Origin of the sequence: Novosphingobium aeonii (assembly GCF_052279045.1) — a bacterium.
GTDB lineage: Bacteria > Pseudomonadota > Alphaproteobacteria > Sphingomonadales > Sphingomonadaceae > Novosphingobium.
In genome coordinates, this window is record NZ_CP176833.1 from 904,245 (window position 1) to 920,980 (window position 16,736).

Here is a 16,736-nt window from a genome sequence, read left to right on the forward strand (position 1 = left end):
TAAGCGGCGATGACCGGCAGGCGACAAGAAAGGGACGAAGAATGCTGATTTTCGCGCTGTTCAACCTGAAGCCGGGGATCTCGGTCGAAGCCTATGAGAGCTGGGCCCGCGAATCGGACCTCCCCACGGTGAATGCATTGTCCTCGATCGAGAGCTTTCGCGTTTTCCGCACGACCGGCGTGCTCGGCAGCGATGCGCCGCCGCCGTTCGGCTATGTCGAAGTGCTGGACGTGAAGGACATGGAGCAGTTCGGCGCCGAAGTGGCTTCGGCGGCGATGCAGGAAGTGGCCGCCGCATTCCAGGGCATGGTCGAAGTGACATTCCTCACCACCGAGGAAGTGACCATCGGAGAATTGGCCGCATGAGGTTCGCGGACAAGGTTGCGGTCGTCACCGGGTCGGGCCGCAAGGGCGGTCTTGGCGAGGCCATTGCGCGGCGGCTGTCGGAAGAGGGGGCAAGGGTCGTCATCTCGGACATCGGCGGTTCGCGCGATGCGGCGACGCCGGATGGCATGATCGGCGGAACCGAGGAAATGCGCGAGATTGCTGCCTCGCTGCCCTCCGGCGGCTCGACGTTCGCCTGCGACGTGCGCGATCCGGACCAGGTCGAGGGATTGGCCGATCATGCCATGGAAAAGCACGGTTCGCTCGATATCTGGGTGAACAATGCGGGCATTGGCTACATCATGAAGCCGCTCGCCGAAGTCTCGCCGGAAGACTGGCGCGCGGTGATCGATGTGAACCTGAGCGGGGCGTGGTTCGGCCTTCAGGCGGCGGCGGCGCGCATGGTGCGCCAGGGGCGCGGCGGCCGCATCGTCAACATCGCCAGCCAGGCCGCCAAGTCGGGCTTTCCCCATGCTCAGGCCTATACGGCTTCCAAGCACGGGCTTGTCGGCCTTGTGCGGTCTGCCTCGATCGAGCTTGGACCGGAAGGGATCACCGTCAACAACGTCTGCCCGAACCATGTGACGACCGGCCTTGGCAAGTGGCAGAACGAGCATTTCGCCGAAGTCCAAGGCATCTCGGTGGAGGAATACCTCAAGCGCATGGCTGCGCGTATTCCGATGGGCCGCCCCGGCCTGCCGCAGGATACCGCGAGCGCGGTCGCCTTCCTCTGCTCGGATGAAGCGGCCTATATCACCGGGGAAAGCATGAATGTCTCGGGCGGCGAGGAACCGCACTGAGATGAGCGAAAATCCCGCCGAAGTCCTGATCGATCACGCCCGGTCGCTTCGCTGGGAGGCCATTCCCGGCGCGGCGCGCGAGCGGGCGTCCGTCTTCCTGCATGACAGTCTTGCCGTGGGGGTGGCCGGACGCAACGCCGCCCATGCCGACGGCGTGCTGGAAATGGCGAAAGGTTGGGGCGAGGGCGGCGCCGCTGGTGTGCTGGGGCGGCCGGGGCTGCGCCTTCCGGCGGCTTCGGCGGCCTTCGTCAATGCCTTCCAGATTCACGGGCAGGAGTACGACTGCGTCCACGAACCGGCGGTGCTGCATCCGATGGCGACCGTGCTGGCAGCCCTGCTGGCCGAGGCCGAGCGCGGCGCGCCGGTGAGCGGGGAACAGTTCCTGACCGCCATTGTCGCCGGCGTGGACGTGGCGGTCACGCTGGGTATCGCCGCGCCGGATGCGCTCCGGTTCTTTCGTCCGGCCACGGCAGGCATCTTCGGCTGCGTCGCTGCCATCGCCAGCCTCAGGGCGATGCCGCGCGTCATGGCGCTCGATGCTTTCGGGCATGCGCTCGCGCTGGCCTCCGGCACCATGCAGGCGCATGTCGAAGGCAAGCCCGCGCTGCCGGTGCAGGTTGCCGGTGCCGCGCGCTCCAGCCTTGTCGCCATCGATCTCGCGCATGCCGGAATGCCGGGTGTCGAGCACCCGCTGGACGGCCCTTTCGGCTACTTCGCCCTGATGGAAAAGCGCGAGGAACTCGGCGCGGCGCTTGCGCGGCTGCAGGAGGGGCACCGGATCACCGAAGTGAGCTGGAAGCCGTTTCCGACCGGGCGGGCCGGCCATGGCGGTATCGTTGCTGTCCAGAGGCTGATCGAGCGGGGACTGATCGCGGGCGCGCCGAGTGCTGAAGGGCTGGAGAGCCTTGAATATCACGCGCCGCCGCTCATCCACCGCCTCGTTGGAAGGCCCGCCAAGGCGGCGATGGAGCCGGGCTATGCACGGCTTTGCCTGCCTTTCCTGGCGGCGGTGACACTGCTGCGGGGAACCGTTTCGCTTGGCGATTTCCAGAGGGAAACCCTCGAAGATCCGCAAATCCTTGCGCTCGCCGCCCGGATACGGGTGGTGGCTGACGACAATCCCGATCTTGCCGCCTTCGTTCCCGCAAGAGCGGTGGCGCGAACCCGCGATGGCCGGGAATGGACGGAAGATGTCGCCGCGCAGTTCGGCTCGCCCGAGTGGCCGCTGTCCGGGGCAGAGCATCTCGCCAAGGCGCGCGCCTGCCTTGCCTTTGCAGGGCTGGAGCATCGGCATGAGGCTCTCGCTCAGGCCATCGCGGACATGCCTGGCTCTGCCGATGCGGTGGCACTTCTGAACGATGCCGGCGTGATGGGCTGAGGGGTGGTTTCTCCGCTGTGCGGAGAGCCGTGCCGCAGGGCGGACAGGTCATGTGCAGGCAAGGCACGATTGTCACTTGCATTATGATATAAAACTATATCAAATAATCGAGCGGATCGGGCAGGGAAGCGAAATGACCTTACTCAAGTGCGCCACTCACGTCGTTGCGGACCTTCCGGCGGCGGTGGATCGGTATCGGGACTGGATGGGCTATCGCCTCGTCGAACAGGGAGCGGTTCCCCCCGATCTCGCTGCCGCCTGGCAGGCACATGCCAGTGCCGGACGCGGCTATGCGCTGATGCAGCCCGCCTCGGGCGAGGCGGTGTTCCTGCGCTTCGTCGAAGGCGATCCGGTACCCGGCTACGCGCCGATCCGCAGCTATGGCTGGGCCGCCATCGAACTGTGCGTTTCCGATGTGGAAGCGGTGAACCTGCGGATGCTGGAAAGCCCGTTCGAGGTGATCGGTCCGCCCAGGGAACTGGACGGTTTCGCCACCGTGAAGCCGATGCAGGTGCGCGGGGCAGACCAGGAGACCGTCTACCTCACCGAAATCCTTGCTCCGGGGCCGGAAACCGGCCTTCCCCAGCCTCGCTCCCTCGTCGACCGGCCCTTCATCATGGTGCTGGCCTGCCCGGACCTGCGCAAGTCGGCGCAGTGGGTGAAGGACGTGCTCGGGTTACCGGTGATCGATCCGGTGGCGATCCGCTATTCGATGATCACGCTCAGCTTCGGTCTCGACGAGGATGCGAAGACCGAACTGGTGACCGCCAAGGGTGCGGGGCAGGTCTTCCTTGAGCTCGACCAGTATCCCGAAGGTGCGACCGAGCGCCCGCGCCATCCCGGCGCTCTCCCGCCCGGCGTTGCCATCACGACCATGCTTCATCCCGATCTTGCGCGGCTCGAAGGGCACTGGGCCGCGATGCCGGTGGTGCGCGAAGGGCCGCTCTATGACGGCCGCCGCAGCGGGGTGCTGGTGACGCCGGAGGGCGCGCTGCTCGAAGTGATCGAAGGCGGGGAGATTTGACGATGAACACGCAGATCCGCATCCGGCGCGGTTTCGCCGATCTTGCGCAGGGGCAGGTTCATTACAGGGCGGCCGGCACGAAAGGCGCGCCGCTGCTCATCCTTCACGCCTCGCCGGGCAGTTCGCGCCAGCAAGTGCGCCTGATCGAGGATTTCGCGGGCGAAGCCATGGTCTTCGCGCCCGACACCCCCGGAAACGGCGATTCCGATGCGCTTTGCGCCGAGGAGCCGGAGATTCCCGCGCTGGCGGCAGTCATGGTGGACTATCTCGACGCGATGGGGCTGGAGCGGGTCCGTCTCTACGGTTCGCACACCGGCGCCGCCATCGCCGCGGAACTGGCGATACTCGCTCCGGAGCGTGTCAGCCATCTCGTGCTTGACGGGGTGAGCCTGATCGAAGGCGCCGAACTGGAGGAGATACTCGCCACTTACGCTTTCCCGTTCGAGCCTGATCTGGACGGCGCCTATCTGGCGCGGCTGTTCCAGTTCTGCCGCGATCAGTACCTGTTCTTCCCGTGGTATCGCCGCACCCGCGCCGGGCGGCGGGACGGCGGGCTGGGCAGCGCGGAGGACCTGCACGCCTGGGTCACCGAAGTGATGAAGGCGAGCACGACGTACCATCTCAATTACCGGGCGGCCTTCAAGTGGCCCGCAGACCGGCGCCTGTCGCTGATCCAGTGTCCCACGCTGGTGACGGCGGCGACCAACGATCCGCTCTACGATGCCAGCGTGCGTCTGGCGCCGTTGCTGCCGAACGGCCGCTTCCTGGAACTGCCGCGCTTCGACGATCCCACATTCCGCGCCGTTCGCCATGACGCGATGGCCGCCTTCTTCGCAGGAAATTCCTGAACCATGGATATCGGTCTTTCGCTGCTCACGCTGCTTCACATCCTGATTCCGGTCTACTGGCTGGGCGGCGATCTTGGCGCATTCTACGGTTCGCGCTTCATGGTCGATCCGAAGCGTTCGGTGGCAGAGCGCATGATGGCGCTCAAGATCCTCAACAATATCGACATGGCGCCGCGCACCACGCTGATCCTCGCATTTCCGACCGGTTTCGGGCTTGCTGTCGCCAAGGGATGGCTGGATCTGCCCGCAAGCTGGGCGATCCTCGCAGGGGTGCTGGGCCTGGCATGGCTGGCGCTGGCCTGGACGGTACACCTCAAGCACGGCCCGCAGGGACAGGCATTCAAGCGCTTCGACATTCTCGTGCGCTACATCGTGCTGGCCGGGCTGGCGGCGGCGGTGATCCTGGGACTTTCGGGCGAGATCGCGCTGCCGCTGTTCATCACGCTCAAGATGCTGGCGCTGGGCGCCTGCATCACGCTCGGCCTTGTCGTGCGGCGCCAGCTGGTGCCGCTGTTCCCCGCCATCGTGCAGATGCGCGAAAGCGGACCGACGCCCGAGACCGACCGCGTGATCGCCGCCGTCAACGGCCGCGCGCGTATCAGCGTCCTCACCATCTGGGTGCTGGTGCTGATCGCCTGCTTCCTCGGCATCGCCACCCCTCTCTGACTTACGGAGCAACCATGCAGCAGCATCGCACGATCAGCGGAAAGATCCTCTACACCTCGCGCAAACCGGGCCGTGAAGGCCAGGAACGCGGGCGCGAATGGTTCACTTTCACGCACCACACCGACGGCAAGCGCTCCCTGCGCGCGCGATGCGAGATCGACGAGCCCGCGCCCACCGTTCACCGCGACGTGGTCTACAGCCTCGACGAGAACGACCGTCCGATGGATTGCTTCGTCCGCCTGACGATCGGCGACAGGTTCATGGGTTCGGGCCTGTTCATCATCGGCGAGGACACGGTGGAATGCGAAAGCTACGGTCCCTCGATCGGCCGTATTTCGCAGAAGATGCCGATCGGCGGCGATTTCGACGGCTTCGGCACGCATCCGATCTCGGGCGACGCCTATATCACCAAGAAGATCGACCGCTCGCTGGGCGTGCACAAGCGCAATTTCCGCTGCTTCCTGCCTTCGCCCGACCATCGCGGCGCGACGCCGCCGCTGATCGCGGAATCGAACATCGATCTCGGCTTCGTCGGAGAGGAGACCGTTACCGTCGCGGCGGGGACGTTCGATTGCTACAAGTACCAGTTCACCGACGATGCAGGCGGCATGATCTCCGTCGATGGTCATGCCCATCCGCCCTACGAGCTGTGGGTGACGGCAGACGACGACGCGATCTTCGTGCAGGGCGGTGTCGGCGGATATATGCAGACATGGTATGAACTTGTCGAACTAAGTCGCTGATAAAAAGCATACATCTGAGCCGGATTGAACCCCGGCTCAGCCCAGTTCGAGCGCGCCGGGGTTCATCAGCCCTTCGGGATCGACCGCGCGCTTGAGCGCTTCGAGCAGTGCGCGCGCTTGCGGGCGCAGGACCGAGGCATAGGGATAAGTACGCCCGATCTGGTTCGACGCTGCGCCCAGTTGCGCGAACAGGGCGATCAGTTCCTCGCGAACTTCCATGACCAGCGCGCGCGCATCCGGCGCGGCGGGCGGCTCGTCCAGACGGGTCGCCGGGCCCAGCACGTCGCGGTGCAGCGGCAACCAGGCATCGCGCCAGTTCAGGACCGGCTCGTAACTGAAGGCATGGGTGCCCATCACGGTTATGAGGCGCGAGACGGTCACGCCGGCGGCGTCCAGTGCGGACTGGCGGCGGGCCAGCAGCGCTTCCACCGCCGCGGTGAGGCGCTGCGCCTCGCTGTGCGGGACTTTGGCGTTAAGGGCGATCCAGCGGTCTGCCAGGGGGCCGAGGATCATGTCCCTGACCGGCGGGAACAGGTCGGCGCGGCCCGCGCGCGGAATGGAGTCCGGCAGTTCGCGGCCGCCGAAACGGCCGGCGATTGCCCGCGCCGCCTGCCTGTCCGCCGCGATGGCCGCCTCGCTGCGGCCGGCGAGGACGAGGTGGAGCGAATGGCATCCCGCCGCGATGAACGAGCGCCCCGCCAGGGCGAGTTTCGCACCGGCCCTCAATCCCTTCAGGAGCCCGCGTTCCTGCCCGGCGACCTTGGCCAGCATCCGGGCGTCGCGGAGGAGATCGGTCGGGCCGGAGAGAGCGCTGCGGGTCTTGTCGGCGTCCATCAGGTAGGCATCTTCGGCAAGGTCGGCGCGGGCGACTTCGCAAAGCGCGGCGATGCCGTCGGCCTGTCGCTCGAAACCGAAGGAGAGATAGCCGAAGTGTCCCGGCGCGCGGATCAGGCGCAAGGTCACGCGGGCCTTGATACCCAGCGCGCCTGCGTCATGAACGAAAAGGCCGGTGGTATCGGGGCCGAAGGTGCGCAGGAACGGGCGCGGGGCGCGGGCGACGGCCCTTTGTCCGGTATGGAGGATCGAACCGTCCGCCAGTACCACTTCCATGCCAACGACCGCTTCCGCCGCCGAGACGTGACGCGCGGTGCCGAGGAACAGCGCGCCGTTCGACAGGCCGCCGCCCACCGTGGCCCGGCTGCCGGAAAAGGTCCCGAAAAACGGCAATCGCAGGCCGAGCGGAGCAAGCGCATCGTGGATCTGCTTCCACGTCGCGCCGGCCTCCACGGTGATGGTCATGTCCTCCTCGCTCACCGCGATCACGCGGTCGAGGCGGGACAGGTCGATGGCGGCGAAGCGGCGGTCGGCGGGCGTATAGCCGCGAACATAAGTAAGGCCGCCGCCGCGCGGGGCCATGGCGATCCCGGCCCGTCCGATCAGCCCGACCGCTTCCGCAAGCGCCTCCACCGTAGCGGGGCGGACGACAAAGGCGCAGTCCGCGCCTTCTTCCAGCAGGTCCGAGCCATGGAGGCGCAGGCTGTCGGGATCGGCGAGGATGCCGTCCGGGCCGAGCGTCTCGGCCAGTCGGTCCAGCAGCGGGGCGAGGCCGGTCATGCCGTTTCTCCCGCAAGTTCGGCGGCGGCGGCGCGGAAGCTGCGCCGCGCTGCCATGAGGAAGAAGCAGGCGCCAAGGCCGCAGCCGAAGAATACGCTTCCCAGCGACCAGGCGATGCCGCTCCTGCCGGTGAACACCGTGTCCGACAGGAAGCCGACGATGAAATTGCCCGCCGTGAGCGCGATCAGGCCCGAAGCGATCGTCTGGAGCGCCATGACCTGCGCACGCAGGGCATTGGGGGTTATCTGCGCGAAGCCGGAATAGACGGCCGAGGTGTTCCAGTTGAGGAACAGGGCGTTCAGCAGATATCCCGCCAGCGCAAGGCTGCCGCTTGGCGCAAGGCAGGCAAGCGTGCCGAATACCGCCATCGAGGCGGCGCAGCCCATCGCGCAAAGGATCGGTGCGTCGGCATGCCCGCGCCGGGCCAGCCAGGCGATGACCCAGCCGCTGTTCACTGCCGCGAAGATCGAGACGGGAAAGCCGTAGAGACCGAGAATCTTCCCGGTTTCGGCGGCGCCCCAGCCATGCACGCGGATGAACAGCGCCGGGAACCAGCCGACGATGGCGTAGACGCAGACGAGGTTCAGGACCGATCCCAGCATGAACAGCGCGAATGCGCCAGGACGGCGGGCGAACAGGCGAAGGATCGGGCGCAGGCTGATCGGTTCGGTCGCCCTTGCGCCGCCCTGCCGGGCCGGTTCCCGCGCCGTGAGCCAGAGCAGCAGGGCAAGGACGATGCCCGGCGCTCCGCAAAGCACGAAGACCACCTGCCAGGTCTGCATGCCGCCGAATACGGCGGGCAGGCCCGCAATCAGCCCGTCGGCCCAGTCGAGGAACAGGCCGCCCAGCGCCATGGCTCCGGCCGTGCCGAGCGAACTGCCGGTCACGAACAGGCCATAGGCCTTGGGCCGCACGTCCGGTGCGAAGTAGTCGGCGATCAGCGATGTCGCGACCGGCACCAGCGCCGCTTCGCCCACGCCCACCATCATTCGCGCGGCGAAGAGTTCGTGAAAGGTGGTGGCGAGCGAACAGCCGATCGTTGCCAGGCTCCAGAGCGTAAGCCCGCCCAGCAGCAGCGGCACGCGCCGCCAGCGATCGCTCAGCATCCCCAGCGGTAGCCCCAGGACGCTGTAGACGACGCTGAACGCCATGCCTTGCAGAAGGCCGAACTGGGTATCGTCAATCGCCAGCGACTTTTGCAGCGGTTCGATCAGCAGCGCGATCGAAACCCGGTCAAGGATAGCCAGCGCATAGGCCAGCGTCAGGAGCGCGAGGACGTACCAGGCATAGGACCGGCGCGGGAACGCGGCGGCGAGCGGCGCTGCGCTCTCGATGCCGGCGCTCACGAAGCGGCCGGGACGGCGGCGCCGAGCATGGCGGTCAGGATGGCCGCGCCTTCCTGCGGCGAGGCGGGCAGGGCGGAGGTTTGCCCATCGCGCAGAAAGCCTGCGATTTCCTCCGCCCCGCGCTGGGCCGGATCGTCGCCAAGGGTCACGAAGGTCGGCACTGTGACTTCCCGCCACTTCTCTGCAGAGGCGGCAGTCAGGGCGGCGGCCACGCAGTCGCCATAACGCGGGAGTTGCTTGAGCACGCCGGTCAGCGCGGCGTGCATCTGCGCCGGTTCGGGCAGCGCCGCGGACTTGCGCGCTGCGCCTTGCGTGCCGTCGAACCATGGCCACTGCACCTGACTGTCCCGCAGCATATGCCAGATGCGGTGGAGATGGGTTCCGGCATGGGCATCGAAGGGGATGACCGGGCAGCAGGCGGCGTTGAAGGCAGCGTCGATGTCCATGTGGGGGGCGCCGTGGATCACGAGCGTTTCCACCAGATCGGGACGCTGCGCCGCCAGCCTGGCGCCCAGCGGCGCGGCAAGGCCGATGGCGAGCACGTCCACTTTGCCGAGAGCCAGATGCTCGATGACTTGGGCCAGGCTATTGGCCAGAAGGTCGGCATCCGGTTTGGCCAACGGATCGGAATCGCCAAATCCGGGCGGGTCGGGCACGAGTGTCGGGCGCGAACCGGCGAGGGCCTGTGCCCATGCCTGCGCTTCCAGGGTGGTCGGCGCGGAAAGTGCGAGCACCGTTCGGCCGCTGCCCGACAGGTTCCGGCGCCAGTGAAGTTGACCTTTCGGAAGGTCCACATAGCCGGCCTGCGCATCCGGTGCGGCTTCAGGCGGGGGTGGCGATGCCGCTCCCGCTCCCGCTCCCGCTCCCGCAAGCGTTTCCGCCAGCCAGTCCAGCCATTCGTCGCGATCGCTGCCGAGCCTTTCGACCGTCAGCCTGTCGTTCTGATCGACGGGTACCTTGCCGAGAAACCCGTAGAGCACGTCGTCGCTGCGGGCGGCCACCCGGGTCGGCACTTGCACGGTGCGCAGGTCTTCCAGCGGGTTCCAGCGCATCGCGGCGGCATAGGCGTCGGAATAGTGCGGTCCGGCGCTGAACAGGTCGATACCGTAGTCTTCCAGCCATTCCGGCGCGGGGGCATCCATCGCCATGCGGCTCTCGGCCTTGCGCGAGAACCAGGGGAACCAGCGCAGCATGTCGCGGGCATGAACCCATTCCGCCGCGAGGTAGGCCCCGTCGGCATCCGGGCGGAAGGGCCGCATATAGGCGTTGATGAAGGTTTCGGGGGCGGGGGCGTCGGGGATCGAGAGGCCGTCCAGCACCAGCAGCGGCATCTTGCCGCCCCGCGCGGCGAGGGCCAGCGCGATCTTGGCGCTGGTGTGCGTGGCGTAAAGCGGGGCTTCCTCCAGCCCCAGCGCCGCAAGCGCTTCGCGCAGAGCCTCGGCGAAATCGGGGATCGCCGGATCGATCAGGCCGAGCGGCTGCGAATTGCCGTAACCGGGCGTGTCGAGGGCGAAGACGCGAAACCGGCTGGCGAGCATTTTCATCGTGATGGTGTGCAGGCGGGAGGATCGCGGGGAATCGTGAAGCATGACCACCGCCGGCCCTTCGCCGCAGACCCGGTAGTGAACCAGCCGGCCTGCTTCCGCTCCCTTGCCGATCGCTTTGCCGGCAATCGGGGCAGTCACGTAGCGGCGCCTGATGGTGCTGGCGGTGGTCATGCGGCCCGTCCTTTATGGTATATCAATATGACTATTACTGTGTCAGGATCGCGGCCTTGTCCAGTGTCCGTCCAGAGCGGGGCGGCCCAATCTCCGACAGGTGAAAAATGCGTTCGAATTCGATGGTGACAGCAGCACCGTCTTCTGCGGAGATACGGCCTTCATCTCCCGAAGCGACGTCCGATCGCAGCCTTCCGGCGCGAGACAGCGGCGCGGGTTGGGTCGTGGTCTTCGCGGCGATGGTGGGACTGGCGATGGGGCTGAGCCCCTTGCCGTTCTATACGGCGGGCATGTTCGCGCCGGAGTTGCAGAAGGCTTTCGGCTGGAGCTTCGCCGCGCTCATGGGCGCGATTACCGTGCAGTCGCTGGTGGTCATGGCGACCGGGCCGATGGCGGGCTTTGCCGTGGACCGTTTCGGCGCGCGGCGGGTGGCGCAAGTCTCGCTGCTGCTGTTCGGCCTGACTTTCATGAGCCTCTCGCTCAGCGACGGCACGCTCTGGATCTATTACAGCCAATGGGTGCTCATGTCGGTGGTCGGCGCCGGAACCCTGACGGCGACGTGGATGCACGCGGTCAACGGCTGGTTCGACCGTCACCGCGGGCTCGCCATCGGCGTGGCCAGCACCGGCACGGGCATCACCGGTTTCCTCGTGAAGCCCTTGGCTGCCTGGCTGATCGGTGACTTCGGCTGGCGCTGGGCGTTCGTGGCGATCGGGGCGCTGCCGATCGTGATCGGCTTCCCGGTGGTTTCCCTGCTGTTTCGCGAAAGGGGCGAGCGGCGCGGTTCGGGCGAGGAAGCATCGCCGGTCATGGAAAGCGGGCTGACCCTGCGCGAGGCGCTGCGTGACAGGCGCTTCTGGATCATGACCTTCGCCTTCCTGCTGATCGCCTTCGCGCTTACCGCGCCTACGCCCAATCTTGAGAATATCCTGCGCACCCGGCACTTTGCGCTGGCGGAGATTGGCGCGATCACGGCCGGATTCGGGCTTTCGGTGATCGCCGGTCGGGTGATCGGCGGCTGGCTCCTCGACCGGTTCTGGGCGCCCGGCTGCGCGCTGGTGATCCTCGCCATGCCCGCCACCGGCAGCTTCATGATGGCGCAGCCGCAACTCGACACCACCCATGCCGTGCTTTCAGTGATCGCGCTGGGCCTTGGGGCGGGCTTCGAGTTCGACCTGCTGGCCTATCTCATCGCGCGCTACTTCGGGCGGCGGAACTACGGCACGATCTACGGCTGTTTCTATACCGTGATCGCGCTGGGCGGAGGCCTTGGCCCGGTGGTCTACGGGTGGGCCTTCGACACGATGGGGCGCTACGATCCGGCGCTCATGGCGGGGGTCGGCTGCCTGGTGGCGGGAGGGTTCTCGCTGCTGCTGATGGGCCGCTATCCGGTCTGGCGCGTGGCGGCGGCGACTTGACTAAGCGGGGGCGGGCTCCGAAGAGCAGGGTCGGACCAAGGCGGGCGTCCTTGGCCCGACACCTCCCGGGGGAATGACGTGCTCGATCGCGATGCGGCAGTGCCGCTCTATCACCAGATCTACCTCATGTTGCGCGACGAGATCCTGAGCGGCCAGCGTCCCTTTGGCAGCGCCATGCCCACGGAGGCGGAAGTCTCCGAAATCTACGGCGTCTCGCGTATTACCGCGCGCCGCGTGCTGAACGATCTGGCCGAGCAGAACTATGTCGAGCGCAAGCGCCGCCTTGGCACGCGCGTGGTGTTCAAATCCCCGGCCAAGCCGCTGGAGGCCAACATCGACCAGGCGGTGGATTCGCTGCTGGCGCTGGGGCAGGGCACCACGGTCAACGTGATCTCGGTCGAAAGGCGCGAGGCGACCGCCACCGTGGCAAGCGCGCTGGGGCTGGGCGTAGGGGCCGAGGTGGTCCGCGCGGTGCGCGTGCGCTGTCTTGACGGGGTGCCGATCGGCTATGTCGTCAGCTACGTTCCGGGCGAACTGGGCGCGGTGGTCAACGAGGCGTCGCTGGTGCGCGCCCCGATCCTCAAGCTGCTGGACGAGGCGGGCCACCACGCCGCGCGGGCGGAACAGACCATCGGCGCCATGCTGGCCGACGTGCTTTGCGTGGAACGGCTTCAGGTGGAGCCGATGTCCGCGATCCTGCGCATCACCCGCACCGTCTATGATCGGCAGGACCGGCCGTTCCTGCGCACTTACGCGCATTATCGTTCGGACAGGTTCAATATCCGCATGGATCTTCAGAACCCCGGCGCGGAATGAGGCCACTGGCTCGCCGTTTCGCGGCGCTGCTCTGGACCTTGCCGCTGCTGGGCCTTGCCGGGCCCGGCGCCGCGCTCGATCCGGCCCGCAGGCTCGATCAGTTCCGGCATACGCGCTGGTCGCTGGGAGACGGCGCTCCGGGCAATATCCGCGCGATGGCCCAGGGGCGCGACGGGTTCCTTTGGCTTGGTACTTCCACGGGACTTTACCGCTTCGACGGCATTCGCTTCGAACGGGTCAATCCGGTGGACGACGATCCCGGCCGGTCGATACAGGTCACGGCGCTGCTGGCGGCCCGCAACGGGGACATCTGGGTCGGCTATGATTTCGGCGGCATCGCGGTGCTGCGCGGCAGCGGTCCTCATCGCGGCGTGCTGCGAGGGGCGAACCCGCGGCCGCCTTCGGGCGGGGTGGACAGCATCCGGCAGGGCCGCGACGGCGCCGTCTGGATCGCGGTTGACCGCAAGGGCGTGATGAACCTGTCGCGCTACCTGAACGGACGATGGACCTATTTCGGACCGGCGCAGGGCTTTGCCGAGGCGGCGATGGGCTCGATGCTGAGCGCATCGGACGGCAGCTTCTATGTCGCCCAGCCATCGCGCGTGCTCCGCCTTGCTCCGGGGGCCTCGCGCTTCGAGCCGCTGGGGGCCCGCGCCGGTTCGTTCGCCGCGCTTGCCGAGGATTCCCGTCACCGTATCTGGCTGGCCGACGAGGGCGGGCTTCGCAACCTGTCGGGCGGCGGGCCGGTCGCCCCGCTGTCGCCCGTCAATACCCCCTACGTTCGCCGGCAGATCGCCTTCGATCGCGGCGATGCCCTGTGGATCGCCGGTCAGGATGATGGTCTCGCCCGGGTCGTTCCCTCCACGGCGGCGGGGAGGCCCGTGTTCGATCGGCTTCCCGACCGGGACGGGCTGACCGCATCGCTTGCCCTGTCGGTTCTGGAAGACCGCGAGGGCAATGTCTGGGTCGGCACCGAATCCGGTCTCGATCGGTTTTCCGCCAGCAATGTCGCCCGGCCGCGCAATCACGAAGCGGTGGTGACGGGGTTCGTGGCCGATCCGCGCTCGGGGCATGTGTTCTATGCCGGGCTTTCCGGTGTCTACCGGGCCGGGCGGGACCGCGAGGAGCCGGAACTGATCTTCCGCAAGGCGTCCCTCGGCGTCCTGTGCGGCGATACCCGGCGCCTGCTGGCCATCGGCCTTGACGGGAATTACCTGCTGACATTGCGGGGCGACGGAACCGTCGCGCAGTCCAAAGCGATAGCCGGTCCGCTTTCGGTATCCTGCACCGTGGACGATACGGGAACGTTCTGGACCGGCATGGACCGGGTCTATCGGCTTTCAGGCACTCGGCTGGAACCTGCCTCCGGTCCGGCAGGAGACCGGAACGGCACCGTGCTGACCCTGCGCCCCGATGGGCCGGGCACATTGCTCGTCGGTCGCAGCAAGGCCGGATTTCAGCGCATCGCGGGCGGCTCGGCGACCAGCCTCTGGCCGGCAGGCGCAAACCGCATCGGTTCGGTCAACCTCGTCGTCGGGAGCGGGGGTAGCTTGCTGTTCGGCGGGCAGAAGGGCATCGCGCGGCTGCGGGGCACGCGTCTCGAGAGCCTTTCCGAGCGGGACTATCCCGTGCTGGCCGGCGTGACCGGCATTGGCCGAACCGGGGACGGTGCGGTCTGGACCATCGGGGCGACGGGGATCGCACGCATTCCGGCCAAGGGGCTGGACCACGCCTTCCAGAGGCCCGGCGCCGCCCTGCCGTTCGACCGCTTCGGCCATGAGGAAGGGTTCCGGGCAAGATCCAATGTGTTCGGCACCAATGACCTGGCGGCAGATGGCGGCGGGCGGCTCTGGCTGGCGTCCAACCAGGGGCTGGCCTGGATCGATACGGAAAGGCTGACGCGCAACGACGTCGTGCCGCCGGTGATGATCCGCTCGCTGATTGCGGGCAAGACCCTGCATGCTCCGTCCGATAGCGTGATCGCACTGCCGGTCGGCACGGACCGCGTAGAGATCGAATTCGCCGCGCTCAGCCTTACCGATTCCGGTGCCAACCGATATCGCTATGTCCTGCGCGGCGCTGACGGCAACTGGGTCGATGCCGGGCACCAGCGCCAGGCGCTTTACACGAACCTTGGTCCGGGGAATTACGAGTTCCGCGTCATCGCCTCGAACAACGACGGGGTATGGAACCGGCAGGGCGCGAAAATCGCCTTCACCATCGCTCCGGCCTTCTACCAGACGGGCTGGTTCCTCGCTCTCGCGTGTCTGGCGATCGGCGCGGTGGTCTGGGCATTCTATCGCTGGCGCCTGCGAACCGTGGCGGCGCAGGCCAGCAGCCGTCTGGAGGCCCGCCTTTCCGAACGGGAGCGGATCGCGCGGGAACTTCACGATACCCTGCTGCAGGGTTTCCAGGGCCTGATGCTGCGGTTCCAGTCCATCGTCGAACTGCTCCCCAAAGGAGACAAGGCCCGCAGCGCGCTGGAGGATACGCTGGAGCGGGCGGACGACGTGCTGCTCGAAGGGCGCGACCGCGTCCGTTCTCTGCGGGAGGACCGCGAGCCGGTGCCGCTGGCGCCCCTGCTGGCTCCGCTCGCGGCCCGCATCGTACCTTCGGCCCTGCGCTGGACGATCGTGGAGGAAGGCAGTGTCCGGCCGATCCGCGCCTCGGTGGCGGACGAACTGGCCCGCATCGTCGGCGAGGCGCTGGCCAATGCCATTCGCCATGCGGAGGCTTCATCGGTCGAAATCCGTATCCGGTATGGGGCGGACAAGCTCACCCTCTCCATCGCGGATGACGGTATCGGCCTGCCCGATGCGATCCGGGAAGCGGGGCGCCGCGAAGGTCACTATGGGCTGGTAGGAATGCGCGAACGCGCCGTCCGGCTGGGCGGCACGCTGGAATTCCGCGCCCGACAGCCGCACGGCACCGAGGTCTTTACGGCAGTGCCTTCGCGCCTGGTATGAGGCCGGTGTTCACCGGGAGCGCGCTGCCGTCATCAGCTTGTCCTTGAACCAGATCATCCCTGCATCGGTGGTGCGGGCGGCATGGTACTGGATCATCTCACGCATCGCCGGCATGGCCATCGGCGCCGGACGGATTTCCAGCGGCAGCAGCGGCGCGAAGACCTGGGCGAGGCGTTCGTGCATCAGGGCCAGCAGGTTCGTGCCGGGCAGCAACCATGGCACCAAAGAGAACGAGGGCGCCGTCACCTCGATCCGGCGGCGGTCTTCCGATGCTAGCAGGTGGCGTTCGGCAAAGGAGGGAACGCCGGTGATCCGCACCGCGACCTGACCGCAGGACAGGAACGCTTCCTCTGTCATTTCCTGCCGGAACACCGGATTGCCCGACCATCCGACAACGACGTGCCGTTCCTCGAACAGGAGTTCGCTGGGGTGGTCGGGGCTGAGGTATTGTTCGGGCGTGAGCTGGAAATCGAGCTTGCCGTCTTCCAGAAGCGCGCTCGATTCCCGATTGGGCAGGACGACGTTGATCTCCACACCGGGCGCCTCGTGCTTGAGCTGGGGCAGCAGCGGGCTGAGGAGCACCGTCGAGATATAGTCCGAAGCCGCGATCTCGAAGCGGCGATCGGACGTGGCGGGATCGAAGGCGGTCGCGCCCGAGATCAGCACGCGAAGATTGCGCACCGCTTCCGATACCATCGGCGCCAGCGCCAGCGCATGGGGCGTGGCCACCATCCGGCGCCCGTGCGGCACCAGCAGTTCATCGTTCAGCGCCAGCCGAAGCCGACCCAGCGCGGCGCTCATCGCGGATTGCGTCAGGTTCAGTCTCTGTGCCGCTCTGGTGACGTTCTGTTCCTCCAGCAGCAGTTCAAAGGCGATCAACAGGTTGAGGTCGAACTTGTCCAGGCGCATCAGGTATCGATTCTATCGTTGATAATGGACAAAAACAAAAAATTTGATCTGTGGCAAGCGGTCCTGCAATCCCTCCGGCAACGGGCTCGCGATGGGCATGGGAGAAG

Annotated in this window: 14 protein-coding genes; 10 read left to right on the plus strand and 4 right to left on the minus strand. The window is 67.1% G+C overall.

The window, feature by feature from the left end:
• Positions 1–41: 41 nt before the first annotated feature.
• The 7 genes from ACLIMP_RS19575 to ACLIMP_RS19605 all read left to right on the plus strand — a co-directional run bounded on the left by ACLIMP_RS19575 (position 42) and on the right by ACLIMP_RS19605 (position 5,842).
• Entirely contained in the window at positions 42–365 is a 324-nt protein-coding gene (locus tag ACLIMP_RS19575) for a RedY/HapK family protein (RefSeq protein ID WP_185999643.1), read from the plus strand.
• Positions 362–1,183, plus strand: coding sequence for an SDR family NAD(P)-dependent oxidoreductase (locus ACLIMP_RS19580; protein ID WP_443478843.1), 822 nt, complete (start codon positions 362–364; stop codon positions 1,181–1,183). Before ACLIMP_RS19575 ends, ACLIMP_RS19580 begins: the two co-directional genes overlap by 4 nt.
• Position 1,184: 1 nt before the next feature.
• Positions 1,185–2,561: an MmgE/PrpD family protein gene (locus tag ACLIMP_RS19585; RefSeq protein WP_443478844.1), complete on the plus strand. Its 1,377-nt coding sequence runs from the start codon at positions 1,185–1,187 to the stop codon at positions 2,559–2,561.
• Between the two features lie 133 nt (positions 2,562–2,694).
• Positions 2,695–3,585, plus strand: coding sequence for a VOC family protein (locus tag ACLIMP_RS19590; RefSeq protein WP_443478845.1), 891 nt, complete (start codon positions 2,695–2,697; stop codon positions 3,583–3,585).
• 2 nt (positions 3,586–3,587) lie between these two features.
• Entirely contained in the window at positions 3,588–4,433 is an 846-nt protein-coding gene (locus tag ACLIMP_RS19595; protein ID WP_443478846.1) for an alpha/beta fold hydrolase, read from the plus strand.
• A 3-nt stretch (positions 4,434–4,436) separates the two neighbouring features.
• On the plus strand, positions 4,437–5,099 hold the full coding sequence (locus ACLIMP_RS19600) for a hypothetical protein (RefSeq protein WP_054441891.1): 663 nt from the start codon (positions 4,437–4,439) through the stop codon (positions 5,097–5,099).
• A 14-nt stretch (positions 5,100–5,113) separates the two neighbouring features.
• On the plus strand, positions 5,114–5,842 hold the full coding sequence (locus ACLIMP_RS19605) for a DUF3108 domain-containing protein (RefSeq protein ID WP_054441892.1): 729 nt from the start codon (positions 5,114–5,116) through the stop codon (positions 5,840–5,842).
• Between the two features lie 36 nt (positions 5,843–5,878).
• On the opposite strand, the gene ACLIMP_RS19610 is transcribed toward ACLIMP_RS19605, so the two are convergent.
• From ACLIMP_RS19610 to ACLIMP_RS19620, 3 genes are read right to left on the minus strand one after another with little or no spacing between them, the layout of a single operon-like run.
• A complete protein-coding gene (locus tag ACLIMP_RS19610; RefSeq protein ID WP_443478847.1) occupies positions 5,879–7,456 on the minus strand; it encodes an FAD-binding oxidoreductase in 1,578 nt (525 codons plus the stop codon).
• The gene (locus tag ACLIMP_RS19615; protein WP_443478848.1) at positions 7,453–8,802 is read right to left on the minus strand and encodes an MFS transporter; all 1,350 of its coding nucleotides are present in this window, start codon (positions 8,800–8,802) and stop codon (positions 7,453–7,455) included. Before ACLIMP_RS19615 ends, ACLIMP_RS19610 begins: the two co-directional genes overlap by 4 nt.
• The gene (locus ACLIMP_RS19620) at positions 8,799–10,520 is read right to left on the minus strand and encodes an alpha/beta fold hydrolase (RefSeq protein WP_443478849.1); all 1,722 of its coding nucleotides are present in this window, start codon (positions 10,518–10,520) and stop codon (positions 8,799–8,801) included. Before ACLIMP_RS19620 ends, ACLIMP_RS19615 begins: the two co-directional genes overlap by 4 nt.
• A 107-nt stretch (positions 10,521–10,627) precedes the next feature.
• Here ACLIMP_RS19620 and ACLIMP_RS19625 point away from each other — a divergent pair, with 107 nt between their 5' ends.
• From ACLIMP_RS19625 to ACLIMP_RS19635, 3 genes are all read left to right on the plus strand, one after another.
• Entirely contained in the window at positions 10,628–11,938 is a 1,311-nt protein-coding gene (locus ACLIMP_RS19625; protein WP_443478850.1) for an MFS transporter, read from the plus strand.
• A 78-nt stretch (positions 11,939–12,016) separates the two neighbouring features.
• Positions 12,017–12,754, plus strand: a complete 738-nt coding sequence (locus ACLIMP_RS19630; protein WP_054441896.1) for a GntR family transcriptional regulator — start codon at positions 12,017–12,019, stop codon at positions 12,752–12,754.
• Positions 12,751–15,720, plus strand: a complete 2,970-nt coding sequence (locus tag ACLIMP_RS19635) for a sensor histidine kinase (protein ID WP_443478851.1) — start codon at positions 12,751–12,753, stop codon at positions 15,718–15,720. The genes ACLIMP_RS19630 and ACLIMP_RS19635 overlap by 4 nt, the downstream gene beginning before the upstream one ends.
• Before the next feature lie 9 nt (positions 15,721–15,729).
• On the opposite strand, the gene ACLIMP_RS19640 is transcribed toward ACLIMP_RS19635, so the two are convergent.
• A complete protein-coding gene (locus ACLIMP_RS19640; protein ID WP_054441897.1) occupies positions 15,730–16,629 on the minus strand; it encodes a LysR family transcriptional regulator in 900 nt (299 codons plus the stop codon).
• Positions 16,630–16,736 lie beyond the last annotated feature (107 nt).